Raw genomic sequence first — 26,459 nt, 5'->3', positions numbered from 1 at the left:
CGCCATGATGTGTCTCCTCCCTCTAAAATGTTGTCACGATGACCCAAGTGCCGGACAGCAGCAGCAACGCCCCCATTGGGCGGGTCAGCCAGCGTCCGATCTCGGGCAGTTTTTCCAGAACCATGAACAGGGTTGCCAGCCCCATGAAGGCGAGGTTCATCACCCCGCCGACAAACGCCAGCAGCATCAGCGCCCAGCAGCAGCCCAGACACACCGCGCCAAGCCGCAGCCCGTTGCGCAGGGGGCCCTCTTCCCAATGCTGCATGAAAAACACCAGCGGGCGGCGGCATTTGGACAGGCAGGCCTCCTTCAGCTGCGTGAACTGATAGGCGCCTGCGACCAGCAACAGGCCACCGGACAGGATCCCAGAGCGGCTGTCGCCAAACACACTGACCAGATCCGCCCGCAGCAGCAGCATTTGCATTCCCGCCGCCAGCAGCGAAAAGCCGACCCACACAGCAAGATAGCCAAAGACCAGATCGCCAAAACGCGTGCCCTCCGCCGTCTGGCCGAGGTCGTCATAGGTGGCAAAGGCCGGCAGCGCCGTGGGGGCCATCATCGCGGCCGACATCAGCACCCACATCAGCACCATCTTTGCCGCGCCTGCCGCATCCGGCGTCATGGTGCAGAGCTGCAGCCAGAACTCCGCGCCGTAGATCGCGCCCGCCGCACGCAGATCGCTGGGCACCGACATGGCGAAAAGCGCAGCCCAAGCCAGCAGTATGCCGCCGAACAACATCAGCCAATGCAGGCCGGTCATCTGGCGAATGCTTTGTGTCAGGCGCGCTTTCAGCATGGCGTTTTCACGGGCCTCCCCCTATCGATTCGAGTCGAATTACCTTGTGAATCAAATGTCAGACTTTTAAATGTCTGACAAATGATTTTTCCACCGACCCCATCTGACGTGAGGGCACAACGCGATGAAGATCGACCCCAACAGCACCGCGGATCTTTCTGCGCAGATCGCCGGCGCCATCCGGGATGCGATCATCTCCGGCGATCTAATCGTGGATGAACGGCTACCTTCGGAGGCGGAGCTGGCCGAACAGTTCCAGGTCTCCCGCGCCACGGTGCGCGAAGGGTTGAAACGGCTGGCGGCGCAGTCCCTGATCCGCACCCAGCGCGGCGCCACCGGTGGGGCCTTTGTCAATCGCCTCAGTTTCGAGGACGCCTACAGCCAGCAGATCACCACCTCGACGCTGCTGCTGAGTATGAACGCGGTCAGTTTTGATACCGCCTGCGAGGCCCGTTACGCGCTGGAACGCGCCTGCGCGCCCCTGTCCGCTGCGCGCCGCAGTGCCGACCAGCTGGCCACCATGCGCGCCGAGATTTTTCGCCAAGGCCAGCCGGGCCTGACCGATGAGGCCTTCTGCGCCTCCGACGTTGCCTTTCACCGGGCCCTGGTGGACGGCGCCCATAATCCGGTGCTGTCCTATCAGCTGGCCGGGTCGGTGGAGGCAATGCAGCCCTTGATGAACATGATCACCTTCACCGCACGTGACCGCGCCACCATTCTGGCACTGCACGCGCGCATCGCCGATGCCATCGAGGCTGGTGCGGGCGAAGACGCCGTCACAGGGCTTACAGCACTTGAGGAAGAAACCCGAAAACTGGCCGCCGATGTGTTTGCACGACGCGCCACAAAGCGCTGAACCTCTTTATCTTTCGCACAACACGCCCGACAAAGACCGCACAATAGCGCGTCATTTCCCCCTTTAACTCCGTCCCCACCTCGCCTATATTCATTCTGTTCCTTCGGGAACTATGGACATAAACGCGCTCGTAATAAACGGATCGGACCCGGGGGCGGTACCCGGCGGCTCCACCAACCTACCACTGGCTGCATCCTTCGTTTGGGGATAGCGATCAGGACTGTGGGGCCGAAATAGGATCGACGGACGTCTAAAGGGGTTAGCTTTGTCTCGGCTGTCTGCCACCGTTACCGGCGAAAACAGTACAATTGCAAACGACAATCGTGCTCCGGTTGCTCTGGCTGCGTAAGCAGTTCGAGTCGAACCGAACTTAAGTCCTTGTGCCTAGCAGCGTAAGGCGGGGTTCGCAGGTACCTGGCAACAGAAACCTGCACTTCATACCCTCTGACATTGAAAATACAAAATCTGACTTTAGGGCTGATATGTTCAAATCCCGACAATTTGGTCGGGAATTTTATGTCCTATGGTCGAGATTTCACGCTATACTTACGTAATATCGACAGTTCGCTCTCGACTTTTCCGGGCGCAGACCTGTAGGAGGCGCCTTCCGCAATTGTCAGTTTATGAAATGCTCCGAAAATGAAAAACAGCGCACTGCTGCACCACTGGTTCGAAGAGGTCTGGAACAAGGATAACCTCGCCGTCATCGACGAGCTTCTTGACCCAGATGTCGTGTTCAACGGATCTTTGGATTCCGTTGTTTCGCCTGGCGTGGACTACAAGGAAGTGGTGACGGCGATGAAGGCGCTGCTGGATCAGGCACATGTCACCATCACCCACAGTATGGACGAAGGTGATCTCGCGATGGTGCGGGTCAGGGTCAATGGCGTAGGCCACAGTCATGCTCAGAAACTTGACTTTACGGGGCATGTGACCGTCCGGGTGCGCGACGGCCGTTTTGTCGAATTCTACACTGATTTCGACTACTTGCGGATGTTCGAACAGCTGGGCCAGCTGCCCACGGACTCCCTGCCCGTCTGCATGACCGGCGAGCGCCTGACCTGGGTCGAATGAGGCCGCTCCGGTAATCCGGACCTCGCCCCCGTTTTGATACCTGTGTGCGAGAACATCCTTGTCGCATTGATACTTTTTGTTGTGCGTCCGCTGCCATATCGCTGGTGAGCGTGCTCCGCTCTGCTACAAGGGCGAGACTCGAAATGACCTGAGCGGTGTCATGACGCAAACTTCTCCCCCCTCGCATCTCGCGCCTTCATGGGGCGTTCTGTTTCAGTGTTTTGGTCTGATCGGCCTCCTGAGCTTCGGGGGACCAGCGGCGCAGATCGCGCTGATGCACCGGGAACTGGTCGACAGACACCGTTGGCTGAGTGAAGAGCAATTCCTCCGCGGCCTGTCCTTTTGCATGTTGCTACCAGGCCCCGAAGCCATGCAGCTTGCCACATATGCGGGCTGGCGATTGCGCGGTATCCGCGGCGGCCTGCTGGCGGGCAGCCTGTTTGTGCTGCCCGGGGCGTTCGTCATTGCAGCACTGGCCTGGCTCTACGTAACCTTCGGCACGCTGCCGACGGTTCAGGCGGCGTTTCTCGGGATCAAGGCGGCGGTGGTCGTCATCGTAATGCAGGCGCTCTGGCGGATTTCCCGCAAGGCGCTCCACTCCACAGGCGCATGGCTGCTGGCGCTGGGCGGGTTCCTTGCAATCTTTGCATTCAACTTGCCGTTTCCACTGGTTGTGCTTGGTGCCGCGCTGATCGGCTTGACGCGGGTTCCAGAAGCCGAGGACAGCGTGCCGCCCGCACGCGCCGTTCCGGCACATCACTGGCGCACCATCGTCATTTGGACCGCGCTGTGGCTGCTGCCGCTACTGGGGCTGAGCCTGATCGGCGCCGAGTTCCTGGCCACGATCGGCTGGTTCTTTGCGAAACTGGCCGTGGTGACCTTTGGCGGGGCCTATGCGGTTCTGGCCTATATGACACAGACCGTGGTCAGCACCCATGGCTGGATCAGCACCGGCCAGATGATCGACGCGCTGGGGCTGGCAGAGACCACACCCGGACCGCTGGTGCTGGTGACACAATTTGTCGCCATGCTCGCGGGCGTCCAGACAGGCGGCGCGCTTCTGGGCCTGGCCGCCGGTATTGTGGCGCTCTGGGCGACATTTGCGCCGTGTTTCCTGTGGATTTTTGCCACTGCTCCTTACGTGGAGCGTTTGACCCACCAGCCGCGCCTGCGCGGAGCGTTGCAGGCGATCACCGCAGCTGTTGCGGGGATGATGCTCAACCTCTCGGTCTGGTTCCTGCTGCATCTGCTGTTCAGTCGTCAGACAGAGCTCCAGTTTGGTCCGCTTTCGCTGGCCGTTCCAGCTGTCGACAGCATAGAGGTGCGGGCCCTGGCCCTGACGGTATTGGCGCCCTTGGTTGCCTTCGCCCTGCGGGGACGCATCTTGTGGTTGCTCGCGGTAATGGCATGTCTCGGGCTGATTGCCGATGGCTTCACGCTTGGCTAAAGACTGCCAGCTTGGCTTGCAATGCCCTCAAAATAGGTCCAAAACTGGAGAGGAACGGGTGTGATGCCGGGGCGGCGCTGCCGTGGCCATACCTGCCAATAACAAAAGGTGAGACGATGTCCCGTCAGATCGACTATGGAAACCTGATGCATCGTGCCATGCGTGGCCTGATCCGCAATGTCCTGGACGATGTTGCTGCGAATGGCTTGCCGGGGGCTCATCACTTCTTCATCACGTTCGACACATCACATCCGGACGCGGAACTGGCCGACTGGCTGTCTGACCGCTACCCGGGTGAAATGACCGTGGTTGTGCAACACTGGTTCGACAATCTCGACGTGACCGACGAAGGGTTTGCGATCACGCTGAACTTTGGTGACGCGCCGGAGCCACTGTATATTCCCTATGACGCGATCAAGACATTTGTCGATCCGTCTGTCGAATTTGGTTTGCGGTTCGAAAGCACCAGCGAGGACGACGACGAGGATTTGCCCCCGTTGGAGATCGCAGGCGAACTGCCTGATGAGCAGGAGGAAAGTGACGACACATCCGACGCCAAGAAGGATGCGGATGTGGTGTCCCTCGACAGCTTTCGCAAGTAAGCACGATAAACAGTTAAAAAAAGCGGCGCTGCGGATCTTTCTACGGCGCCGTTTTTTTATATGTGCAGCACTGCGCGTTTCACCCGCGCGGCGTTCGCTCAGTCGCGGGTGAGAAAGCTCGACACTTTGCGCGACGGCATCCCGTTCCGGTGGAGTGAGAAGTCCAGCTCCAATCCGCCGTCGGCCAGGGTCCGGTCATACTGCTGCATGAGATAATCCCCGTTTTCAGCAACATAGAGCGAGAACACCGTCAGGGTCTTGTCGATCACTCGCGCCCAGACGAAGGGCTCCCCCTTCATCGCATTCATCTGGACGGTATGACCAAAGACGTTGGTCTTCATGGCTGCGGCAAAGACTCCATTCCGCTCGGTGGGCTGGAATTCGATCTTGTAGGTCTTGGTCTTCTCTTCGCCACTCGCCCGCTGGATCGCGGTGCTCCACTGCACTTCGAAGCCCTTTCTGGTTTCACGAATGGCCACACTCATGTCCCGTTGTTCAACCGAGCCATCGAGCTGCTCGACCTGTGCGTTGCCGGAGTATTCTCCGACGAAGCGGCGCAAGGTATCGCTGGCAAACGCGGGCTGAATCGCAAGCAGAAGGGCGCTCAGCCCGACGAGGCACCATAGGGTCACACGTCTGATGTCAGGCATGGTCCGGGTTTGGCTGATCACAGTCCTGCGCATATCTGGGGTTCGAGCTCCTGTTGAGGGGGCGGTCTGGCGACTCTCTTTCAGTGTAATCTATGCATCTAACCCAAACTGGCAATGGCACTTGCGGATTTGGGGCAGTATACCATCGCCCGAGGCCCGTAGCGATCCACGCTGATCGCGCAAGACATTTGCGTCCGACGGCAAGCACGGGTAAACGGCATACATCAGTATACCACCTATTGATCCAGGTGGCCGAACCAGCGACGGAGACAGACACAATGTCGAACACCCGCACCGAAACCGACAGCTTTGGCCCGCTTGAGGTCCCTTCCGATAAATACTGGGGGGCACAAACTCAGCGTTCGATCATGAATTTCCCGATCGGGTGGGAAAAACAGCCCGTCGCCATCGTGCGCGCACTCGGCGTGATCAAGCAGGCCTGCGCCATGGCCAACAAGGCCTCCGGCAAGCTCGACGCCAAGATCGGCGATGCCGTTATTCAGGCTGCAGGTGAGGTGATCGAGGGCAAGTTCGACGACAACTTCCCGCTGGTGGTCTGGCAGACCGGTTCCGGCACCCAGTCCAACATGAACTCCAACGAGGTGATCGCCAACCGCGCGATCGAGATCCTCGGCGGCGTGATCGGCTCCAAGGATCCGGTACACCCGAACGACCACTGCAACATGGGGCAGTCCTCCAACGACACCTTCCCCACCGCGATGCATATCGCCACCGCAATGTCTCTGCGTGACGTGCTGGTACCCGGCCTGACCAAACTGGCCGAAGGGCTGGAGGCCAAGGCGGAAGAGTTCAAGGACATCATCAAGATCGGCCGCACCCATACGCAGGACGCCACGCCGCTGACACTGGGTCAGGAATTTGGCGGCTACGCGCATCAGATCCGTCAGGGTCTGGCGCGAGTCGAGGCGGCAATGCCCGGCATCTATGAGCTGGCGCAGGGCGGCACCGCCGTCGGCACCGGCCTCAACACCGTTGAGGGCTGGGGCGAGGAAGTCGCTGCAAACATGGCCGAAATAACCGGCCTGCCCTTCGTGACCGCGCCGAACAAGTTCGAGGCACTGGCCGCCCATGACGCCATGGTGTTCCTCTCCGGCGCGCTCGCGACCATCGCTGGCAGCTGCTACAAGATCGCCAACGACATCCGGTTCCTGGGCTCCGGCCCGCGCTCTGGTCTGGGCGAGTTGGTGCTGCCCGAAAACGAGCCCGGCTCCTCGATCATGCCGGGCAAGGTGAATCCGACCCAAGCCGAGGCGCTGACGCAGGTGGCCGCACACGTCATGGGCAATGACGCCGCGATCAAATTTGCAGGCTCTCAGGGTCACTTTGAACTCAACGTCTACAACCCGATGATGTCTTATAACCTGCTGCAATCCATCCAGCTTTTGGGTGACGCCGCGGACAGCTTCACCGAGCGGATGCTGAACGGCATCAAGGCCAACGAGCCGCGCATCGAAAAACTGATGACGGAGAGCCTGATGCTGGTCACCGCACTGGCGCCGACCATCGGTTACGACAACGCCACCAAGGTGGCGAAGACCGCGCATAAGAACGGCACCACGCTGAAGGAAGAGGCAATCGCGCTTGGCTTTGTGGACGAAGAGACCTTTGAGAAGGTCGTTCGCCCCGAGCAGATGATCGGCCCGAAGGCGAAGTGATGGGAAAACCGGTCAATCTGAACCGGTTTCGGAAACAAAAAGCGCGGGCCGAGAAAAAGGCCCGCGCGGATCAGAACGTTGTCAAACATGGTCGGACCAAGACCGAAAAGGCCCGCGACAAGGCCGATGAGGCGCGCGACAAAACGCTCATTGACCAGCACAAACTGGACCATGGAGACGAGTGACACGCCATGAAGCGTTGCCAACGCAGAGAAAACCCGCCCCGATGATTGGCGAGCGCCCGCAAAAACGCTCTCTGACCCTGCGCGGGCATCGGACCTCGGTGTCGCTGGAAGATGCGTTCTGGGCGGAGTTTAGACGTCTCGCCGCAGATCAGGACCGTGCGATCAATGAGCTGGCAGCCGAGATCGACGAAGAGCGTGGCACCGATTGCGGACTGGCCTCGGCGATCCGGCTTTATGTGCTGCAGGCGCTGAAGGCTGAAGCCGCGCGCTGAGCCACATCAGCGCTCCGTCAATCGCAGCCAGATCCCGTTTTTCGACCTTACTGTCAGATGCGCCACCGGCTGCGGATCGTGGCCTTCGAGCCGCTCGACCCGATAGCGACGCAGCAGGTGGGCGAGGATCAACACGCCCTCAACCATGGCAAACCCGGCCCCGGTACAAACCCGCGAACCGGCAGAGAACGGCATATAGGCGCTGCGGGCACAGGTCTTGCCAGTCTCTGTCTGCCAGCGCGCGGGGTCAAAGTCGTCCGGACGTTCCCACAACCGCTCATGGCGATGCAGATGCCAGGGGCTGAGCACCATCTGTGCGCCGCTGGGGATGTCACGATCACGAAAGCGCTCGGGGCATGTGGCTTCGCGCACCATCATCGGAACCGGCGGATAAAGCCGTAGTGTTTCGCGGAACACGTCGCGGGTGATCCGCAGGCGAGCGATGGCGGCGAACTCCTCGGTGCCATGTTCTAGGGCCTCCGCCGCGACCTTCTCCTGCCAGTCGGGATAAAGCGCCATCAGATAGAGCGCCCAGCCAAGCGCCGAGGCGCTGGTCTCATGCCCCGCAAGAAAGAAGATCGCCACCTGATCGACCATCTCCTCGGTATCGAACCCTGCGCCTGTCTTCGGATCAACTGTGGTCATGATCTTGGTGGCCAGATCCTGCGGTGCGATACCGGCGGCGATCTCCGCCATGCGGGCCTCGGTCAGGTTGGCGATAAGGCGGCGGATATGGGCCGCATTGGCGCGGGTGCCCTTGGGATAGGGGCGCGGCATCCAGCGCGGCAGCGGCACAAAGGCCGCAAGGTTCAGGATCGGCTGCGCCTGCTGATAGGCGCGAAAGCGGGCAAAGACCTCCGTCGCGACCTGATGTTCGATGGGTATCGAGAACAGGGTGCGGAAAATCACATCCGCCGCGATATGAGAGGTCTCGGCCTCGATCTCCAGCGGGGTGCCATCTGCTTTAGGCGCCAGCCGCGCCACCCCGGCTTCGGCTGCGGCCAGCATGGCGGGAAATGTCTCCTTCAGCCGCCCCCCTTCAAAGGCCGGGTCAATGATGCGGCGCTGGCGTTTCCAGGTCTCGCCATTGGTCAGAAAGACGGAATTGCCCAGAAGCGGCCGCAGCCCCTCGCCCACCCGGTTTGATTTGGGAAAATCATCCGGGCGCTCTTTGAGGATGACATCCAGAAGATCCGGCTGGTTCACCAGATAGGAGCGGAAAAACGGCGTGCGGAACTCTGCCATCCAGGCCCGATAGAGCCGCTGCGGCTGAGCCGAGAGGATATCGGCGCGAAACAGCTTCAGATAGCGCCAAAGCGAGACCTTGTCAGACCGGGCCGGGGGTTTGGGCGGGCGCAGATTCATCGCGGATCCATCGAGCGGAAGCGGTTCACCGGACGCGCCAGCCGGGAGCGGGAATGCGCCCTGTTCTGCAGCCTGTCGCCGAGGGTCTGCGGCCCGGCGGTGATGCGGAAATAGTCATAGTCCTTCGGGTGGTCAAAGGCGCAGAGATACTGGAAATGCAGCCGGAAATAACGCCGCTTCAACGCCTGCCAGCGCGCGGCGCTGAGGGTCTGGGTGAAGGCAGCGGAAAACACGATGGGCCAGCGCTGATCCTCTGGCGCAACGCCGGTGACTCCAACGGGATCACAGAGCGCAAAGGCACAGCCGTCACCCGGCGCGGTGACGTCATACCACGGGATCTGCCCCTGCACCGACATCTCTCTCAGGTCGCGACGCAGGCGGGTGGCGCGCGGCAGGAAGGACACCATCGGCACCACCTGCCCGAGGCTGAGAAAGCTGAGGTGGGGGCGCTCTGCGGGCAGCCCCTCGTGCAGCAGATCCGCCAGCACCGACACCCCGATATGGGCGCCGGAGGAATGACCGACCACCAGAACCTCATCGACATTGTTGTCCTCCAGAGTGGCGCGAATGGCGGCCCGGAACACCTGCATACGCGCCTCCAACTCCGGTGGGTTCTGCCCGCGCAGGGCGGCCGAATAGGCGTAGTCATGCATCAGGTAGTAGACGAACAGCTTGTTGTCGCGGGCTTTGAACCCGCGCAGAAGCGCCACCGCAGCCCCCGCCCCGGCCAGCATCTGCGCGATCCAGATCAGCGGCGCAGGCAGCGGCAGATGCCCCGACAACGCGCCGACAGCCCAGGCCACAATCCATCCCAAAAGCGCTGCCAGCAAAGCCTGCACCAAGAGGATCACCACCGGATAGAGCGCCGCGATCACCGGGCCCTTACGCAGCCGCATCAGCCGCCACAGCGCGCCGGAGGCGATGTAGGTCCAAACGGTGCGCATAAGCTGCAGATAGGTCGCGGCAATGGAGCTGTTCATGCTGTGCTTGACAATATCGGACCAGACCAGCACCTCCACATCGGTCTCCACCTGCGCGCCTTCGATCTCGGCCGAGACATGCCAGCCGTAAGCGCCCTTGGTGGTCTTCGGAGTGAGGGTCAGCGCGTAGCCCGACAGCTGCGCCTGCTCCGCCCCCTCACTGCGATAGAGTTCGCGGTAGCGGCGAGGGTGGAACGGGTCGTAGCCCGGAATATAGAACACCCGGCGGCTGCGCACCGTTGATGTCGTGGCGTTGCTGCTCATGCCCGATATGTGGCCCCGATCAATGTTGATCAGAGCCTAGCGCAGCTTTGCGGCAAGCGTAAGAGTGTGATTTCCGGCGATTAGCCGAGGGTCGCCAGCGCCGGGAAGGTTTCCAGCAGCCAGAAGGAGAAGCTGGTGAACAGGCCAGTGACCAGCATGATGCCGACGATCAGCAACAGTCCCCCCATGACCTTCTCGATCAGCCCCATGTGCCGCTTGATCCGGTTCATCAACGCCATGGAGCGGGTCAGGAAGATCGCCGCCAGCAGGAAAGGCACACCAAGCCCCAGCGCATAGACGCCGAGCAGGATGGTGCCCCGGCTGACAGAGGCCTCAGAGGCGGCCAGCGACAGGATCGCCCCCAACTGCGGGCCAATGCAAGGCGTCCAGCCGAAGGCAAAGGCAAGCCCAAGCACATAGGCACCAAGGACGGAACCACCCGCATCGCCGGTCTCCATCCGCGCCTCGCGGTCCAGCAGCGGAATGCGGAACACCGACAGGAAATGCAGACCAAAGACAATCACCACGAGGCCGGAAGCCTTGGCGAACAGCTCCTGATTCTGCAGCACAAAGGCGCCAAAGGCCGAGGCGGTGAAGCCCAGCAGCAGGAACACCGTCGACAGCCCCATCACAAAGAACATCGCCGCCAGGATCGCCTTGCGCCGGGCGGCGGCAGTGCCCTGGATCTCGCCAATGGTCACTCCGCTCATATAGGCCAGATAGGGCGGCACGATCGGCAGCACACACGGGCTCAGAAAGCTGATGATGCCCCCGACAAGGGCAACGAACATGGCGGGCAGAAGGCTCGCGTCGATGATCTCGATTCCAAACATATCGCCTACTTAGTCGAAGCCTCTGACGCCGTCACCTGCACGGGATGTCACATCCTTGTGGACAGGCTGTAACACGCGGCTTATTTCGGACCACATGACAGATTTTGACGCCACGCTGGACGCCATCGGCCTCCTCTGCCCCCTCCCCGTCCTCAAGGCCCGCAAGCGGCTGGAACCTCTGCCCGACGGCGGTGTGCTGCGCATTCTAGCCGATGATCCGGCAGCCATTATCGATGTGCCGCATTTCTGTGCCGAGGCCGGACACGGCTTTATCGGGATGGAAGAAGATGGCGCGCATCAGGTCTATCTGATCCGCAAGGGCGCGCGCTAATCTCAGAAATGTGAACTGAAAGCAAAAAAGGCGGCCCTGCTTGGAGCCGCCTTTTTCAATTTCGTTGTGTCAGCCTCAGCTGCCGACAGACCACCAGCCACGACGCTTGGGCTTTTGCGACTGTGCCGGTTCTGGCTGCGCCGCGACCGGCTCCGGCTTTGTCTCAGCTACGGTCGGTGCAGCAGCAACCGGTGCGTCCTCGGCTTGCGGTGCCGCCGGGGCGGGCTGCGCCTCTGACGTGACCTCGGGTGCCGTTGCCTGCTCCGCAGGTGCCTCTTGCGTCGGTACTTCCGAAGCGGTTGGCTCAGGCGCTTTTTGCGGCTCAGGCGCGGGTGTTGGCTCAGGTGCTGTCGCGGGCGCTGCCGCAACGGGTGCATCCTGTGCTTCGACCTCGGCTGCAACTTCAGGCGCGGCAGCAACGCTCGGCGTCACCTCGGTTGCGACGGCGGGTGCCTCTGCGCGATCAGCTTCAGCGGTCGCAGGGGCATCAGCAGCTACGGGTTGATCCGCCTCGGCCTCCACTTTCTTGCGCGTGCGGCTGCGTGTCCGGGTGCGGGTCCGCTTTTTCTTCGGTTCCGCATCGGCCTCGGGCTCACCATCGACAGCAGGATCAGCAGTCGTGTTGGCCTCGTCCTGCGTGTTGGCCTCTTTGGCCGGCTCAGACGTGTCACCGTTCGCAGAGCCGTTCTCACCGCTCTCATGACCGTTCTCACCATTGCCGGATTTTTTCCGACGACGACGCCGACGCTTCCGCTTGGGTTTGGCTTCACCTTCGCTCTCTTCGGACCGAGCCTCGGATTCGACCTCAGCCTCTACCGGCGCAGGCGCAACCTCGACCTCTTCCTCCGGCTCTTCAATCGCGTCGATCTGATCCATGATGGACGCATCGACTGACACGACGGGGCTGGACACCACCGGAATGGCGCGCGAGGCGGTCTTGAACTTCTCAAGCGTGAAATCAGGGCTGACCAGCGTCACGTCCCCTTCGATCCGAACCGACAGACCGTAGCGGGCCTCGATCTGGGCGATATGCTCGCGCTTCTGGTTCATCAAGTAGTTGGCGATGTCCACAGGGCATTTCACCAGCACTTCACGGGACCGACGGCGGGTGCCTTCTTCCTCGATCTGACGCAGGATCGACAGCGCCATGGAGTCGTCGGAGCGGATAAGACCGGTGCCATGGCAATGCGGGCAAGGCGCCGTCGTTGCCTCGATCATGCCGGGACGCAGACGCTGGCGCGACATTTCCATCAGACCAAAGCCCGAGATGCGACCCACTTGAATGCGGGCGCGGTCGGTCTTCAGCTTGTCTTTCATACGCTTTTCGACGGCGGCGTTGTTCTTGCGCTCGTCCATGTCGATGAAGTCGATGACGATCAGACCGGCAAGGTCGCGCAGACGCAGCTGACGTGCGACCTCTTCGGCGGCCTCAAGGTTGGTCTTGAGCGCGGTATCCTCGATCGAAGCCTCTTTTGTGGCCCGGCCGGAGTTCACGTCGATCGCCACCAGCGCCTCGGTCACACCGATCACGATGTAGCCGCCGGATTTCAGCTGCACGGTCGGGTTGAACATGCCGCCAAGGTAGGTTTCGACCTGATAGCGCGCAAACAGCGGCATCTGATCTTGGTAGTTTTTCACATTCTTGGCATGGGACGGCATGATCATTTTCATGAAGTCCTTGGCGATACGGTAGCCGCGTTCGCCTTCCACCAGAACCTCGTCGATCTCGCGGTTATAGAGATCGCGGATCGAGCGTTTGATCAGGTCGCCCTCTTCATAGATCTTGGCCGGCGCGATGGATTTCAACGTCAGCTCGCGGATCTGCTCCCACATGCGCTGCAGGTATTCATAGTCCCGCTTGATCTCCGCCTTGGTGCGCTTGGCACCGGCGGTGCGCACGATCAGGCCCGCGCCCTTGGGCACGTCCAGCTCGGCAGCGATCTCTTTCAGCTTCTTGCGGTCGACGGCGTTGGTGATCTTGCGAGAGATGCCACCGCCACGCGCGGTATTGGGCATCAGGACGCAGTAGCGACCGGCCAGCGACAAATATGTGGTGAGCGCCGCGCCTTTGTTGCCGCGCTCTTCCTTGACGACCTGCACCAGCAGAACCTGACGGACCTTGATGACTTCCTGGATCTTGTAGCGCTTGGGACGCGGCTTGCGCGGCGGGCGGATGTCTTCGTGATCATCATCATCGGCAACCGACTCGATGCTGTCATCCTTGTCAGCGGCATTCGCAGACTTGGATGTGTCTTCGGATTTGTCGTCCGCAGCGTCATCGCCTTCGACATCATCTGCATCCTCAGCGGATGCAACATCCGACGCCAGATCACCGTCGTCGGAGGCATCCGTCGCGGCTGTGTCTTGCTGAGGCTCTTCGACCGGGGTCTCTGCCACGGTTTCCATCGGCGATGTCGCCTCTGGTACATCCGTCAGATCAACCTGCTCATCAGTGAGGTCGATGGTCTCCATTCCGGAGATTTCACCGTTGGACGCCGCGGGTTCGCGGGTTTCCACCACATCTGTCGTCTTCGACCGTTCGGCGCGGGTCTTGCTGCGCGACCGGGAGCGTTTCTTCGGCTTCGGTTCGTCGTCCTCTTCGTCGCGGGCGCGCAGAGCCTCGGCGTAAGCGCGTTCCTCTTCCATCAGAGCTTCACGATCCGCAACGGGGATCTGATAATAGTCCGGGTGGATTTCCGAAAAGGCAAGGAAACCATGGCGATTGCCGCCATAGTCCACAAAAGCCGCCTGCAGCGATGGTTCGACGCGGGTTACTTTTGCGAGGTAGATATTGCCAGCAAGCTGGCGTTTGTTTTCAGATTCAAAGTCGAACTCCTCAACTTTGTTTCCATCCACCACCACGACGCGGGTTTCTTCCGCGTGGGTGGCGTCGATCAGCATTTTCTTCGCCATTAGTCCTTAGATTGCACCATGCCAGCACAGGCCGCCACCGGTCGGGATGCACGGGTCCAGAGACGATTGCCCCTGCCCTTGCATCAGGTCCGGGTGGACGCACATGTTGTGGGTGGTGTCTTGTCAGGGCGATTTTCGACTGCGTCGCGGACCATGTGGTGCACAAAGGGGATTTCCGGCATAAGAGCGGAAAACCTGCTTTTGTACTCAATAGTCTCGCGCGCGTCATCGCGGTTCTTCTCCGACAGGTGGGGCTATCCCGATCCCTGCCCGTTATTTCCTCTTCGACCTGGCCGGTTTCGGCCTCATCAAAGCAGGCACTCTTCTGCCTCGCAAAGTGCGAGACGAACTGGTCTGTCATTCTGCCCCGGCGTTGGCCGGTCGGACAGGAGGACAAAAAATTTCATGTATGAACGCCAACAGATGCAGCGTTCGTTCATTTAGCATAAGGCCTGTGGATAGGTAATGACAATGGTCATTCTGCGCCGGACCGCTGCAAACACGATTTTACGATCTAGCTGCAAATTTCCAAGGCAAGGTTAACGGATGTCGCTGAATGACGTGCAACACTCATGACATCTATTATTTTACGTCAAACTGATGGCGCAGACGCCTGGCACCGCTGCCGGAAATGCCCCTGCGCATGCGTCACCGCGTCTTGCAACGTGCTGGCAAATGCCTGACCCAATTGCGGAAAGGGACGACCGGGTGGTCGCAGATCAGGGATCTGCACCGCAAAGCACCCTGCAGTGGCAGCGGCGGTCAGCCCGTGGTCGCTGTCTTCGAAGGCGGCGCAAAGCTTAGGGTCGAAGCCGAACCGGGCCGCAGCCTCCAGATAGGGTGCGGGATCGGGCTTGGTCGCACTCACCTCATCACCGCCGAGTACAAAACTGAAATGCGCCAGCAACCCCGCGCGCTCCAAGTGATGCCGTGCCCGAGCGCCGTCGGTGGAGGTCACGACTGCCATCTGCACTCCCTGCCCGCTCAACCCAGCCAGAGTATCCGCAACGGTTGGTTTGATCGGCACACCATCCGCCAGCCTCCGCTCGCAACTGCGCTCCCAGTGAGCGGAAATCGCGTCGAGGTCGGCTTCCGGCCCGCAGAACTCCGCCATGAGATGCTGGCTACGCCGGGCCGTCAGCCCGACGAGCGTGGTGAAAAAGGCCCGCATCTCTGCCGCGTCCCGCTGCACCAGCGGTGCACAGTCAAGAAACCCCTCCATGGTCAGCCGCTCCGTATCCAGAAGCAGACCATCCATGTCAAAAAGATATGCGGCAGGCATGCGAGCCGTCCTCTTGTCAGCCCAGATAGTCGGAGCGCTGCAGGCCGTATTTGGCCATTTTCTCGTTCAGTGTCCGACGGGGCAGGCACAGCTCATCCATCACCGACGCGATGGAGCCCTTGTGACGGCGCATGGTATTGTCGATGAGCATGCGTTCGAACGCTTCGACATATTCCTTGAGCGGCTTGCCCTCTGTGGTCATCACCGGCTGCATATCCTCGTGGTCACTCATCAACAGCGACGCGATGGTGCCGGAGCCGCGACGCGATTGCAGCACCGCACGTTCCGCCACATTGATCAGCTGACGCACGTTGCCCGGCCAGGGCGCCTGCAGAAGCTGTGCAGCTTCCTGAGCGGTCACCTGTGGCGCGTCACACCCATATTCTTCGGAGAACTGTTCACTGAGACGAGTGAAAAGCGTCAGGATATCCTCGCCACGCTGGCGCAGCGGCGGCACTGTGATCCGCAGCGCGGCCAGCCGGTAAAACAGATCGGCGCGCAGCACATCTTCTGACGTCTTGCCAGCTTCTTGCAGATTGGAAATCGCAATGATGCGAGTCTCGCCTGGAATGCCCTGTTCGTTGATGAAGCTCAGTAGCTTTGCCTGCAGCGGCTCGCTCAGCGCCTCCACATCCTCAAGTACCAGCGTACCGCCACGCGCTTCTTCCACCGCGGGCAGCATGCTGTCGTCAGGTTGCATCGGGCCGAACAGCCGCTTGGCCAACGCCTCTTCCTCAAGCGCCGCACAGGACACGAGAACAAATTTCTTGCCCGCCCGACTGCCGACAGCGTGCAGCGCGTGAGCGACCAGCGTCTTGCCTGTGCCGGTCTCGCCGTCGATCAGAACGTGGCCGTCCGCCTGCCCGAGATCGAGGATATCCTCGCGCAGTCTGTCCATCACCGGGCTGGTGCCGATCAGCTTTTTCATGATCTGGCCGCCATCGGACAGCTCACGGCGCAGCGCGCGGGTGTCCAGCGTCAGGCGACGCGCACCTGTAGCGCGCTTGGCCAGTTCCGACATGCGGTCCGGGTTGAACGGTTTTTCCAGAAAGTCGAAAGCGCCGACACGCATCGCCTCAACCGCCATCGGCACATCCCCGTGGCCAGTAATCATGATCACCGGCAAGGAGCTGTCGGATCCCATCAGCTTTTTCAGGAATTGCATCCCGTCCATGCCCGGCATCTTGATGTCGGAAATCACGATCCCCGGATAATCCGGCCCGAGGGTCTTCAGTGCATCCTCCGCGCTGGCAAAAGTCTCGGTGTCATAACCGGACAATGCCAGCCATTGGCTGATCGACTGACGCATGTCCTGCTCGTCATCCACAATCGCAATTTTCATGGCCTGTGCCATAAGTTGCCCTCCACGTCGTGCCGCCTACTCAGCGGCCTCGATGCCGTCCACAAGGATCGGCAGTTGCATTTCAAACACCGCACCGCCCGCCTCTGCGTTGCGGGCCGTGAGGCGACCGCCTAGGTCGTTCACGATCCCCGAGGAGATAGCAAGCCCCAGACCAACCCCGTCACCGGGCTGCTTGGTGGTATAGAACGGCTCAAACAGACTGTCGAAATTCTGAATGCCATCGCCATTGTCCCGAACCGTGAGCGTCGCGGTCTCTCCGGCGGCGAGCAGAATCTCCACCTCCGGTTCCTCAACGGATTTGGTGGCATCCAGCGCATTGCGCAAGAGGTTCACCATAACCTGTTCCAATCTCATACGGTCTGCCATGACATAGACCGGTTCGTCCGGAAGTATACGGGTGATCTTTACATGGCGCTGACGCAGTTGCGGCTCCATCATCGACAGGCTGGAGGCCAGCGCATCGCCCATGTTTACTGGGCTGAAGGCGTCACCACCCTTGCGGGCGTAGGATTTCAACTGCCGTGTGATCGCGCCCATGCGCTCGATCAGGTCATCAATGCGGCCGAAGGAGGACAGCGCCTCTTCCGGGCGGTTGCGTTGCAGCAGCAACCGTGCCCCCGCGAGATAGGTCTTCATCGCGGCCAGAGGCTGGTTCAACTCATGGCTGACGGCGGCGGACATCTCGCCCAAGGCGGCCAGTTTCGAGCTCTGCGCGAGGCTCTGTTCGGCCACTGCGAGGGTCTCTTGCACGCGCTCCCGTTCGGCGATTTCCCGCTGTAGGCGGGTATTCAACACGCGAAGCTCCGCCGACTCGCGCTGGAACAATGCCATCCTCAGCGCCGTCTTCCGGCTCAGCGCATAGAAGGCCAGCGCCAGCAGGATCGCGAAGCCCATGATTTCGAGCGCAATCACCGCATTCACCTGCTCGCGGATCGAATCATAGGTGGTGTAGGACATCATCCGCCAGCCCTGAAACGGCACGCGGGTCTCCAGTCGCATCACCGCCTCGCCCTGCAGGTAGACATCGGTCGGCAGTGCGGTCCAATCCGCAGTGGCGCGAATGGCGCGCTGAATGGCGCCCTCAGGGGTCTGTTCCTTCAGTGCCTCGGCCTCGGAAAGCCCGCGCCAGCGCGCCTCTGTCGCGAGCACCACGGTGCCAGTGCTGTCAGCCACCATGACAGCGTCGGAAATCCCGGCCCAGGCACGTTCAAACTTCTGCAGATCCACCTCGACCATGATGACGCCGAGTGTTCCGCTGCTGTCCACCAGCCGCCGGGAGTAGGTGAACTGATACCCTCGCACCTCGCGCGGGATGACCGAAAACACAGTGGAATTGGACCGGATCGCCTCCACGAAATAGGGTGCGTTGCGGTAGGTTTCTCCCAGTCGAATACGGTCCGTCGCCGCCACCGTGCGCCCGTCGCGGTCCATCAACGTGATCGAGGCGGCGCCGATTTCGTCAACGAAGGATATCAGACGTTGGGTGGAGAGAGAGAAATCCTGGCTCTGTAGCGCAGAGATCAGCGCCTGATCCCGTGACAGCAGCTGCGGGACGATGGCGTGCCGGCGCAACTCACTCACAAGATTGCCTGAATAAAGCGCGAGACGCAGCTCAGCTCGGTTTCGGGTGGTTTCGGTAAAACTGTGGGTCAGCGTCGTGTTGGTGAACCAGACAGTTGCCCCGGCAACAGCCATAAACACCACCAGCGCGATGCGCACTCGCCACGAAATCGTCCGGGAGCGCAAAGTGCGGGACTTGCTCTGGCGCGCGCGGGGCGCGGACGGCTTGGCGCCGGAGGTCTCCTCAGGGGCTGTCATGCTGCAACAGTAGGTTTACCGCCCCTGAGGCTCAAGTCAGGCGTCCGTCAGCAGGCCGGACAATGCGCGGAACATTGCCGTGCCATCAGTGCCGCCATGACCTTCATCCGCCGCCCGCTCCGGGTGCGGCATCATGCCAAGAACGCGACGGTTTTCCGACAGGATGCCCGCGATATCGTCAATCGAACCATTGGGGTTGTCGACATAGGTAAAGGCAATGCGATCCTGATCCTTCAGCGCCTGCACAGTGGCGTCATCGGCGTAGTAATTGCCGTCGTGATGGGCAATCGGCACACCGATCACGTCCCCGGCGTTGTAACCCTGAGTGAAGGCACTGTCAGAGGTTGCGACGGCCAGATCGACGGTTTTGCAAATGTACTTCAGACCTGCGTTGCGCAGCAGCGCCCCCGGCAGCACGCCGGTTTCGGTCAGAATCTGAAAGCCGTTGCAGACACCCAGCGCATAGCCGCCCCGCTCGGCGTGGTCGACCACGGCCTTGCAGATCGGCGATTGTGCCGCAATGGCGCCGCAGCGCAGGTAGTCACCATAGGAGAAACCACCTGGCACGCCGACGATGTCGACGCCCTCGGGCAGCTGGCTGTCCTTGTGCCAGACCATGGAGACGTCAAAACCGGCCTGTTCAAAGGCCACGGCCAGATCACGATCACAGTTGGATCCGGGGAAGACGACGACTGCGGCCTTCATCACTGGATCTCGACGCTGTAGGATTCGATCACGGTGTTGGCGAGCAGCTTTTCGCACATCTCGGTCACATCCGCCTCAGTGGCGCCCTCGGCCAGCTCCAGGTCGATCACCTTGCCCTGACGCACGCCTTCGACCTTATCAAAGCCAAGCGCGCCAAGCGCGTGACGCACGGCCTCTCCTTGCGGATCGAGAACTCCGTTCTTCAGCATCACATGCACCCGTGCCTTCATCGCGTCTTTCCTCAAGTTCCTGCGGGCGGGAGCGAAAGCGCCCTGCCCTGTTGCGCTATTGAAAAACCCGCAAGACCGACTGAGCAGACCTTGCGGGCGAAATCTCTTAGTTCACCAGCTGAGGCTTGCCCGGCGCTGGTGGGTTGTTCGGCATCACGCCCAGACGGCGGGCCACCTCGGTATAGGCGTCGGTCAGGCTGCCCAGATCGCGGCGGAACACGTCCTTGTCGAGCTTCTGACCCGTCTTGATGTCCCACAGGCGGCAGCTGTCAGGGCTGATCTCGTCGGCGATCACAAGACGCTGGAAATCTCCGTCGTAAACGCGGCCGATCTCGATCTTGAAGTCTACCAGACGGATGCCCACGGCCAGCATCACGCCGGACATGAAATCATTGACCCGCAGCGCAAGGCTCAGGATGTCGTCCATGTCCTGCTGGCTGGCCCAGCCAAAGGCGGCGATATGCTCCTCGGTGACCAGCGGGTCGCCAAGGTCGTCGTCCTTGTAGCAATATTCCACGATCGGACGGGGCAATTGCGTGCCCTCGTCGATGCCCAGGCGCTTGCTCAGGCTGCCGGCGGCATAGTTGCGCACGATGATTTCCAGCGGGATGATCTCGCAGGAGCGCACCAGCTGCTCGCGCATGTTCAGCCGTTTCAGGAAATGCGTCGGCACACCGATCTGACCAAGACCCAGCATGAAGAATTCGCTGAGGATGTTGTTCAGGACACCCTTGCCCTCGATCACGTCGTGCTTTTCGGCATTGAAGGCCGTGGCGTCGTCCTTGAAGTATTGGACGATCGTACCCGGTTCGGGACCTTCATAAAGAGTCTTTGCCTTGCCTTCGTAAATCTTTTTGCGCCGCGCCATGGAGAGCCTTTCGGTATGGACCACCGGGAATCTGCCCCGATCCGTAGCGTTCTCTTAGTGCAAGGGGGCACATCCCGCAAGCGCGCCGCCAGTCGTGATCGGATTACCTGCCTAGACGTCTCCTCCCCGAGCAGGACGCGAGCGTCAAATATACGCAATTCAGCAGGGCTGGCCAAATTTGCAGCCATTCTCTCCCTTTGCGTTGACGCTTTCTTCAAGAACGCAGGCTACGCTGACTTCAACCAGATACGGATGTCTGCGGATATCCGGCCTCCCGTGGTGGGACTCGGGGCTGCGGTTCCAGTGCACAGAATGGCACGCCGCACTCCTTGCCTAGTTGTGAAAGCGGTCCTGACCGCTGATGTGGTAGACTGGCATACGGGGCCAGACACCGTTCAGCATCGGCCCCGGCATCGCTCACTGTGGGAAGGACCGAAAATGACAACCTTTGACGACCGAGAGAAGGCGTTCGAGAACAAATTTGCGCATGATGCCGAACTGAAGTTCAAGGCTGAGGCGCGCCGCAACAAGTTGCTGGGCCTCTGGGCCGCGGGTTTGTTGGGGCACCGGGATGAAGCGGCAGAAGCCTATGCCCAAACCGTCATCATCGCCGATCTGGAAGAACCTGGAGAGGAAGATGTTCTGGAAAAGCTGACCCGCGACCTTGAGGGCAAGGTTGATCGTGGCGCGATCCGGGAGAAGATGACGGCGCTCATGCTGCAGGTGGCGGAAGAAGTCTCCCCTACGGTTCCCTGACCCCGACGGACCCGCCCCAGAACACGGCACCGGGCATGTCCGTCTGACCCTGACTCGACAGATATCACGGTGGTACGCGACCGGCGATGTCTGTTCATCTGGCGGACGCTTGACATGACTTCACGCACCACGCGCAAACAGACCGTTGCAAACCTCCTGCGCGTGATTGCGCCGCTTGGCATCATGGTGGCCTGTCTGGTAACGCTGGCGGGCCACGCGGATCTACCGGGCCTGCCGGAACTGATAACGCTGGTGCGGCAGGTTCCGCTGCCCAATTGGATTGGCGCGTTCGGAGCGACTGTGCTCAGCTTCTGGGCACTTGGACGGTATGATGCTGTCGCCCACCGGCATCTGCGCACCAACTTTGACGCTCCGGTGGCACGGCGCGCCGGCATGGCCTCGATCGCGTTTTCTCAGGCTGTCGGGTTTGGCTTGCTGTCGGGGTCCTTTGCCCGCTGGCGCTTGCTTTCGCCCTTGTCCCCGTTGCAGTCAGCTCAGCTGACCGCCTTTGTCGGGATCACCTTCATGACCGCATTGTCGGTGATCTGCGGACTGTCGCTGCTGTTGATCGCGCCATCCCTGGCGCTGCGCGGGCTGGGTCTTGGCATACTGATACTTGCGACCCTTGCCTGCGCATTGTGCTTCCTGCATCCGGAGTGGCGGCTACGTGGACTAAGACTGCGCCCGCCGTCCTTGCAAGCAATCCTCGCCCTTATGCTCTGGACGCTAATGGATGTCGGCTTTGCCGGGATCGCGCTTTGGTTCTTGCTGCCCTCGGGGCATGGGATCGAACTGGCCGCGCTGCTGCCTGCCTATTTTCTGGCGCTGGGGCTGGCAATAATCTCGTCCTCCCCCGGTGGCGCCGGCCCGCTGGAGCTGGCCATGCTGGCGCTGCTGCCGGGCGCGGAGCCTGCGGCGCTGGTTGCTGGATTGCTGGCCTTCCGCTTGGTCTATTATGCCATACCTGCGGCGCTCGCGGGGGCGCTGTTGCTCTGGCCTTCGCTGATGCGGCAAGGCCTGGCGGCTGAGCCAGAAGACGAGGAAGACTTGCTTGGCTCAGACGTCCGTCCTGCCGCCAGCCAGCCCTTTGACCGCCCACAGGCGGAAACCGGGGTGATCTTGCAGAACGGCGGTCACGTCATGGCCTTTGGCCTCAATCAGGTGGCCATGCTCGACACGCCGCAGATCTCGGCCGTATTGTTTGACCCAATAAGCGGGCGCAGGCCTGAAATCCCCGATGCGCTCAACCGCCATGCCCGCGCGCGCAATGCAGCCGCCTGCCTCTATAAATGCAGCGCGCGACTGGCAATCGCCGCCCGCCAACAAGGGTGGAAGGTGCTGCGCATTGCACAGGATGCCATTCTTGACCCATCAGAGTTCTCTGACAAAGGATCTTCCTTTCGCCAACTGAGACGCAAGCTCCGCAACGCAGAAAAGGCGGGCCTGCGGGTCGAACCTGCGTGGAGCACCCTGCCCCTGCACGATATGGCCGAGGTTGATCACGCCTGGACCCGGCAACATGGCTGTGCGCGTGGAACCACCATGGGACAGTTCGAACCCGGGTATGTGGCGATCCAGATGACGTTTCTGGCGTGGCAGGAGGAACGTCTGATCGGGTTCATCACCTTTCACCGCGCGGCGGACGAGTGGTGTCTCGACCTGATGCGCCAACTGCCGGGGGCGCCGGATGGCACCTGTCATGCCCTGCTGCGCGCCGCCATTGAGACGGCGAGAGATGCCGGTGTCACGCGTTTGTCGCTTGCCGCCGTGCCCGATCACAGGTTTGCACACCGTTTCGACCGGGGCCTGCGGCAGTTCAAATCCTGCTTTGCCCCCAGCTGGCAACCCCGCTACATTGCGGCACCAACCTGGCCGCAATTGGCTCTCGCGCTGGCGGAGATGATCCGACTAGTCCATCGCCCGGCGCGACCGGAGATCGAGATGCCGCAGCCGGACATGACCATGCGCGCACCTCATGTAGAACTTGACGAAAATGCAGTTGCGGGAAAACGCTCTGCGTGACAGATGAACCCATCCTGCAGAGGGCATGTGGCCCCTCGGCACTGACCTGGTAAGTGGATACCAAGATGAGCAATAGTTTCCTCGACCTCATGGAGAGCCGCGATGTGCTGCTGGCCGACGGGGCAACCGGCACCAACCTGTTCAACATGGGCCTGCAGTCCGGCGACGCGCCAGAGCTGTGGAACACCGATGAGCCGGAAAAGATCAAAGCGCTCTACAAGGGCTCTGTTGATGCGGGCAGCGATTTGTTCCTCACCAACAGTTTTGGCGGCACAGCCGCGCGTCTGAAACTGCATGATGCCCAAGGCCGGGTGCGTGAACTGAACCGCGTGGCCGCCGAGCTGGGCCGTGAGGTCGCCGACACCGCCGAGCGCAAAATCGCCGTTGCCGGGTCTGTGGGCCCCACTGGCGAGATCATGCAGCCCGTGGGCGAGATGAGCCATGCGCTGGCGGTAGAGATGTTCCACGAACAGGCCGACGCGCTGAAAGAAGGCGGCGTCGATGTGCTCTGGCTGGAGACGATCTCCGCGCCGGAGGAATTTGCCGCCGCCGCAGAGGCCTTCAAACTGGCCGACATGCCCTGGTGTGGCACCATGAGCTTTGACACCGCCGGGCGCACCATGATGGGGGTGACCTCCGCCGATCTGGCCAAGCTGGTCGAAGGCTACGAACAGCCGCCGCTGGCCTTTGGCGCCAACTGCGGCACCGGCGCGTCGGACATCCTGCGCACCGTTCTGGGCTTTGCCGCGCAAGGCACGGAGCGTCCGATCATCTCGAAGGGGAACGCGGGCATTCCGAAATACGTCGATGGCCACATCCACTATGACGGCACGCCAGAACTGATGGGCGAATACGCCGTGCTGGCGCGGGATTCTGGCGCGAAGATCATCGGCGGCTGCTGCGGCACCATGCCGGACCATCTGCGCAAGATGCGCGAGGCGCTCGACACGCGGCCCCGCGGCGAACGTCCGACGTTGGAGCGGATCGTCGAGGTGCTGGGCCCCTTCACCTCTGCCAATGATGGCACCGAAGAGGGCGCAAACGATGGCAGCGAGCGGCGAAACCGCCGTGGTCGCCGGCGCAGCTGATCCAACCGAATTTCGAACTCCCGAAAGGGTCGGACGCAAGTCCGGCCCTTATTTCTTGCCTGCCTGACCCACCGAAGCGGATCTAGCCAAACAGGCTGAGCTGGTCGCCCGCCTGTGCCGGTTTGGCAAAGAGATCACTCCGCAGCGGCTCCGCCCTTTCAGCCAACCCCAGCCGGGCACAGGCCAGTTTGAACCGGCGCGCAATCACCTCGGCATATTCGCCCTCGCCGCGCATGCGCTGCCCCCAACGCGGATCATAGTCACGGCCGCCATGCATCTCGCGCAGGCGGGCCATTACCTTCTCCGCCCGACCGGGCTCATGTTCCTGAAGCCAGTCCTGCCACAGCCCCGACACCTCGCGCGGCAGGCGCAGCATGATCCAGCTGGCCGCATCCGCCCCGGCCTCTACCCCGGCAGCGAGCAACGCCTCCAGCTCGTGATCCGTCAGCCCCGGCACCAGGGGTGACGTCATGAGCCGCACCGGAATGCCGGCATCACTCAACCGTTTGATCGTCGCCAAACGGCGCGCGGGCACCGGCACCCGCGGCTCCATCCGGCGCGACAGATCTGCATCCAGCGTGGTGACAGAGACGCCAACCCGGACCAGCCCACGGGCGGCCATGTCGGACAGGATGTCGATATCACGCTCGATCAACGTGCCCTTGGTGACAATGGCCACCGGGTGGTTGAACTCCCGCAGCACCTCCAGACAGGCGCGCATGATGCCGTGATGCCGCTCACAAGGTTGATAGGGATCGGTGTTGGTGCCGATCGCCAGGGTCGCGACCTTGTAGCTGCGGGCAGACAGTTCCTTGCGCAGCACCTCCGGCGCGTTCGGCCGCGCCACAAGCCGAGTTTCGAAATCAAGCCCGGGTGAGAGCCCGAGATAGGCATGGCTGGGTCGCGCGAAACAATAGATGCAGCCATGTTCGCACCCCCGATAGGGATTGATCGAGCGGTCGAATGGCAGATCCGGCGAGCGGTTGTAGGAGATCAGGCTGCGGGCCATCTCGCAGCGAATCTCTGTCGCAACGGAGGTCACAGCCTCCTCCTGATGCCAGCCGTCGTCGACCTCTTCGCGCCCCAAATCGAAGCGTCCTGCCGCATTGCTGAGCGCAGCGCGCGATTTGCGACGTTTGAGATTTTGGGAACCATTGTCGTGCATAATGCTGATATGGCACACGAACCAGAACAAATAAAGAACAAACAAGGATAAGCGAACAAAATCATGCAAAACCGCCCCTAGAATCGCATCGCTTTCATCGGTTTGGTCGGTTCGAAACGCACCAGTGTCGCAATCGAAACAGTGCAGATCGTCGCATCTGTCACAAAACAATAAAGAACGGCCAAACCGGGCGCGCCCGTCAGCTAAGGAATGCAGATATGTCGGAAGAAGAAGACATCATCCTCTCGGAACTCGATGACGAGGAACTGGTCCAACAGATGTATGACGACCTCTATGACGGTCTCAAGGAAGAGATCGAAGAGTCGGTAAATATCCTTCTGTCGCGCGGCTGGGCGCCCTACAAGATCCTCACCGAAGCACTCGTGGGCGGCATGACCATCGTGGGCGCCGACTTCCGCGATGGTATCTTGTTTGTGCCTGAAGTGCTGCTGGCCGCCAACGCCATGAAGGGCGGCATGTTCATCCTGAAGCCGCTGCTGGCAGAGACCGGCGCGCCGCGCATGGGTTCCATGGTGATCGGCACGGTGAAAGGCGACATTCACGACATCGGCAAGAACCTCGTTTCCATGATGATGGAAGGCGCCGGGTTCGAGGTGGTCGACATCGGCATCAACAACCCGGTGGAAAACTACCTTGAGGCGCTTGAAGAACACCAGCCAGACATCCTCGGCATGTCCGCCCTGCTGACCACCACCATGCCCTATATGAAAGTGGTCATCGACACGATGATCGAACAGGGCAAGCGTGATGATTACATTGTGCTGGTCGGTGGCGCGCCGCTGAACGAGGAGTTCGGCAAGGCCATTGGTGCCGACGCCTATTGCCGCGATGCGGCCGTGGCCGTGGAAACCGCCAAGGAATACGTGGCGCGCAAGCACAACGCCATGACCGCCTGAT

Annotated in this window: 25 protein-coding genes and 1 other RNA gene; 13 read left to right on the top strand and 13 right to left on the bottom strand. The window is 61.2% G+C overall.

Going from position 1 to position 26,459, the window contains the following annotated elements:
• Window positions 1-22: 22 nt before the first annotated feature.
• On the bottom strand, window positions 23-796 hold the full coding sequence (locus R0J92_RS04725; RefSeq protein ID WP_317386054.1) for a DUF2182 domain-containing protein: 774 nt from the start codon (window positions 794-796) through the stop codon (window positions 23-25).
• Between the two features lie 124 nt (window positions 797-920).
• Here R0J92_RS04725 and R0J92_RS04720 point away from each other — a divergent pair, with 124 nt between their 5' ends.
• From R0J92_RS04720 to R0J92_RS04700, 5 genes are all read left to right on the top strand, one after another.
• On the top strand, window positions 921-1,652 hold the full coding sequence (locus tag R0J92_RS04720) for a FadR/GntR family transcriptional regulator (RefSeq protein ID WP_106163978.1): 732 nt from the start codon (window positions 921-923) through the stop codon (window positions 1,650-1,652).
• A gap of 58 nt (window positions 1,653-1,710) precedes the next feature.
• Window positions 1,711-2,087, top strand: a transfer-messenger RNA (tmRNA) gene (gene ssrA, locus R0J92_RS04715).
• 204 nt (window positions 2,088-2,291) lie between these two features.
• A complete protein-coding gene (locus tag R0J92_RS04710) occupies window positions 2,292-2,726 on the top strand; it encodes an ester cyclase (RefSeq protein WP_411050890.1) in 435 nt (144 codons plus the stop codon).
• A 160-nt stretch (window positions 2,727-2,886) separates the two neighbouring features.
• Window positions 2,887-4,173 (top strand): chromate efflux transporter, encoded by a 1,287-nt coding sequence (gene chrA / locus R0J92_RS04705; protein ID WP_411050889.1) that lies wholly within the window; start codon window positions 2,887-2,889, stop codon window positions 4,171-4,173.
• A gap of 116 nt (window positions 4,174-4,289) precedes the next feature.
• Entirely contained in the window at window positions 4,290-4,775 is a 486-nt protein-coding gene (locus R0J92_RS04700; protein WP_106163975.1) for an SspB family protein, read from the top strand.
• Window positions 4,776-4,873: 98 nt separating this feature from the next.
• Here R0J92_RS04700 and R0J92_RS04695 read toward each other — a convergent pair whose 3' ends face one another.
• Window positions 4,874-5,425, bottom strand: a complete 552-nt coding sequence (locus tag R0J92_RS04695; protein WP_411050888.1) for a hypothetical protein — start codon at window positions 5,423-5,425, stop codon at window positions 4,874-4,876.
• Between the two features lie 278 nt (window positions 5,426-5,703).
• On the opposite strand from R0J92_RS04695, the gene fumC reads away from it, so the two are divergent.
• Genes fumC through R0J92_RS04680 form a run of 3 tightly spaced genes read left to right on the top strand, consistent with a single transcriptional unit; the run spans window position 5,704 to window position 7,558 of the window.
• A complete protein-coding gene (fumC, locus tag R0J92_RS04690; protein WP_411050887.1) occupies window positions 5,704-7,101 on the top strand; it encodes a class II fumarate hydratase in 1,398 nt (465 codons plus the stop codon).
• Window positions 7,101-7,286, top strand: a complete 186-nt coding sequence (locus tag R0J92_RS04685) for a DUF4169 family protein (RefSeq protein ID WP_411050886.1) — start codon at window positions 7,101-7,103, stop codon at window positions 7,284-7,286. Before fumC ends, R0J92_RS04685 begins: the two co-directional genes overlap by 1 nt.
• 41 nt (window positions 7,287-7,327) lie before the next feature.
• The gene (locus tag R0J92_RS04680; protein WP_317386944.1) at window positions 7,328-7,558 is read left to right on the top strand and encodes a ribbon-helix-helix domain-containing protein; all 231 of its coding nucleotides are present in this window, start codon (window positions 7,328-7,330) and stop codon (window positions 7,556-7,558) included.
• Window positions 7,559-7,564: 6 nt separating this feature from the next.
• Here the strand turns inward: R0J92_RS04680 and R0J92_RS04675 are convergent, their stop codons facing one another.
• From R0J92_RS04675 to R0J92_RS04665, 3 genes are all read right to left on the bottom strand, one after another.
• The gene (locus R0J92_RS04675) at window positions 7,565-8,923 is read right to left on the bottom strand and encodes a cytochrome P450 (RefSeq protein ID WP_411050885.1); all 1,359 of its coding nucleotides are present in this window, start codon (window positions 8,921-8,923) and stop codon (window positions 7,565-7,567) included.
• Window positions 8,920-10,167, bottom strand: coding sequence for a hypothetical protein (locus R0J92_RS04670; RefSeq protein ID WP_411050884.1), 1,248 nt, complete (start codon window positions 10,165-10,167; stop codon window positions 8,920-8,922). Before R0J92_RS04670 ends, R0J92_RS04675 begins: the two co-directional genes overlap by 4 nt.
• A gap of 80 nt (window positions 10,168-10,247) precedes the next feature.
• Complete coding sequence (locus tag R0J92_RS04665; protein WP_106163968.1) at window positions 10,248-11,000, bottom strand: cytochrome c biogenesis CcdA family protein; 753 nt, start codon at window positions 10,998-11,000, stop codon at window positions 10,248-10,250.
• 94 nt (window positions 11,001-11,094) lie between these two features.
• Here R0J92_RS04665 and R0J92_RS04660 point away from each other — a divergent pair, with 94 nt between their 5' ends.
• On the top strand, window positions 11,095-11,331 hold the full coding sequence (locus R0J92_RS04660) for a sulfurtransferase TusA family protein (protein ID WP_317386047.1): 237 nt from the start codon (window positions 11,095-11,097) through the stop codon (window positions 11,329-11,331).
• 75 nt (window positions 11,332-11,406) lie between these two features.
• On the opposite strand, the gene R0J92_RS04655 is transcribed toward R0J92_RS04660, so the two are convergent.
• The 7 genes from R0J92_RS04655 to purC form a co-directional block, all read right to left on the bottom strand.
• Window positions 11,407-14,244, bottom strand: coding sequence for an Rne/Rng family ribonuclease (locus R0J92_RS04655; RefSeq protein ID WP_411050883.1), 2,838 nt, complete (start codon window positions 14,242-14,244; stop codon window positions 11,407-11,409).
• A gap of 592 nt (window positions 14,245-14,836) precedes the next feature.
• Window positions 14,837-15,526, bottom strand: a complete 690-nt coding sequence (locus R0J92_RS04650; protein WP_411050882.1) for an HAD family hydrolase — start codon at window positions 15,524-15,526, stop codon at window positions 14,837-14,839.
• Between the two features lie 16 nt (window positions 15,527-15,542).
• A complete protein-coding gene (locus tag R0J92_RS04645) occupies window positions 15,543-16,880 on the bottom strand; it encodes a sigma-54-dependent transcriptional regulator (protein WP_106163964.1) in 1,338 nt (445 codons plus the stop codon).
• 24 nt (window positions 16,881-16,904) lie between these two features.
• On the bottom strand, window positions 16,905-18,707 hold the full coding sequence (locus tag R0J92_RS04640; protein WP_317386044.1) for an ATP-binding protein: 1,803 nt from the start codon (window positions 18,705-18,707) through the stop codon (window positions 16,905-16,907).
• A gap of 36 nt (window positions 18,708-18,743) precedes the next feature.
• Entirely contained in the window at window positions 18,744-19,412 is a 669-nt protein-coding gene (gene purQ / locus R0J92_RS04635; protein WP_106163962.1) for a phosphoribosylformylglycinamidine synthase subunit PurQ, read from the bottom strand.
• A complete protein-coding gene (gene purS, locus R0J92_RS04630) occupies window positions 19,412-19,642 on the bottom strand; it encodes a phosphoribosylformylglycinamidine synthase subunit PurS (protein ID WP_005607046.1) in 231 nt (76 codons plus the stop codon). Before purS ends, purQ begins: the two co-directional genes overlap by 1 nt.
• A 106-nt stretch (window positions 19,643-19,748) precedes the next feature.
• Window positions 19,749-20,510, bottom strand: a complete 762-nt coding sequence (gene purC / locus R0J92_RS04625; protein ID WP_106163960.1) for a phosphoribosylaminoimidazolesuccinocarboxamide synthase — start codon at window positions 20,508-20,510, stop codon at window positions 19,749-19,751.
• Window positions 20,511-20,948: 438 nt separating this feature from the next.
• On the opposite strand from purC, the gene R0J92_RS04620 reads away from it, so the two are divergent.
• The 3 genes from R0J92_RS04620 to bmt all read left to right on the top strand — a co-directional run bounded on the left by R0J92_RS04620 (window position 20,949) and on the right by bmt (window position 24,376).
• The gene (locus R0J92_RS04620; protein ID WP_317386043.1) at window positions 20,949-21,266 is read left to right on the top strand and encodes a DUF1476 domain-containing protein; all 318 of its coding nucleotides are present in this window, start codon (window positions 20,949-20,951) and stop codon (window positions 21,264-21,266) included.
• A 114-nt stretch (window positions 21,267-21,380) separates the two neighbouring features.
• Window positions 21,381-23,288, top strand: a complete 1,908-nt coding sequence (locus R0J92_RS04615) for a phosphatidylglycerol lysyltransferase domain-containing protein (RefSeq protein ID WP_411050881.1) — start codon at window positions 21,381-21,383, stop codon at window positions 23,286-23,288.
• A 65-nt stretch (window positions 23,289-23,353) separates the two neighbouring features.
• Entirely contained in the window at window positions 23,354-24,376 is a 1,023-nt protein-coding gene (gene bmt, locus R0J92_RS04610) for a betaine--homocysteine S-methyltransferase (RefSeq protein ID WP_317386041.1), read from the top strand.
• A gap of 82 nt (window positions 24,377-24,458) precedes the next feature.
• Here the strand turns inward: bmt and R0J92_RS04605 are convergent, their stop codons facing one another.
• Window positions 24,459-25,541, bottom strand: a complete 1,083-nt coding sequence (locus tag R0J92_RS04605) for a PA0069 family radical SAM protein (protein WP_411050880.1) — start codon at window positions 25,539-25,541, stop codon at window positions 24,459-24,461.
• A gap of 218 nt (window positions 25,542-25,759) precedes the next feature.
• Between R0J92_RS04605 and R0J92_RS04600 the strand changes: the two genes are divergently transcribed.
• On the top strand, window positions 25,760-26,458 hold the full coding sequence (locus R0J92_RS04600) for a corrinoid protein (protein ID WP_106163956.1): 699 nt from the start codon (window positions 25,760-25,762) through the stop codon (window positions 26,456-26,458).
• Window position 26,459: the final 1 nt, after the last annotated feature.

The organism is Tritonibacter sp. SIMBA_163 (assembly GCF_046535935.1).
In the GTDB taxonomy this organism is placed as follows: Bacteria; Pseudomonadota; Alphaproteobacteria; order Rhodobacterales; family Rhodobacteraceae; genus Epibacterium; species Epibacterium scottomollicae.
The sequence above is the reverse complement of the archived record's forward strand: the minus strand, read 5'-3'. Positions and strand labels throughout refer to the sequence as shown.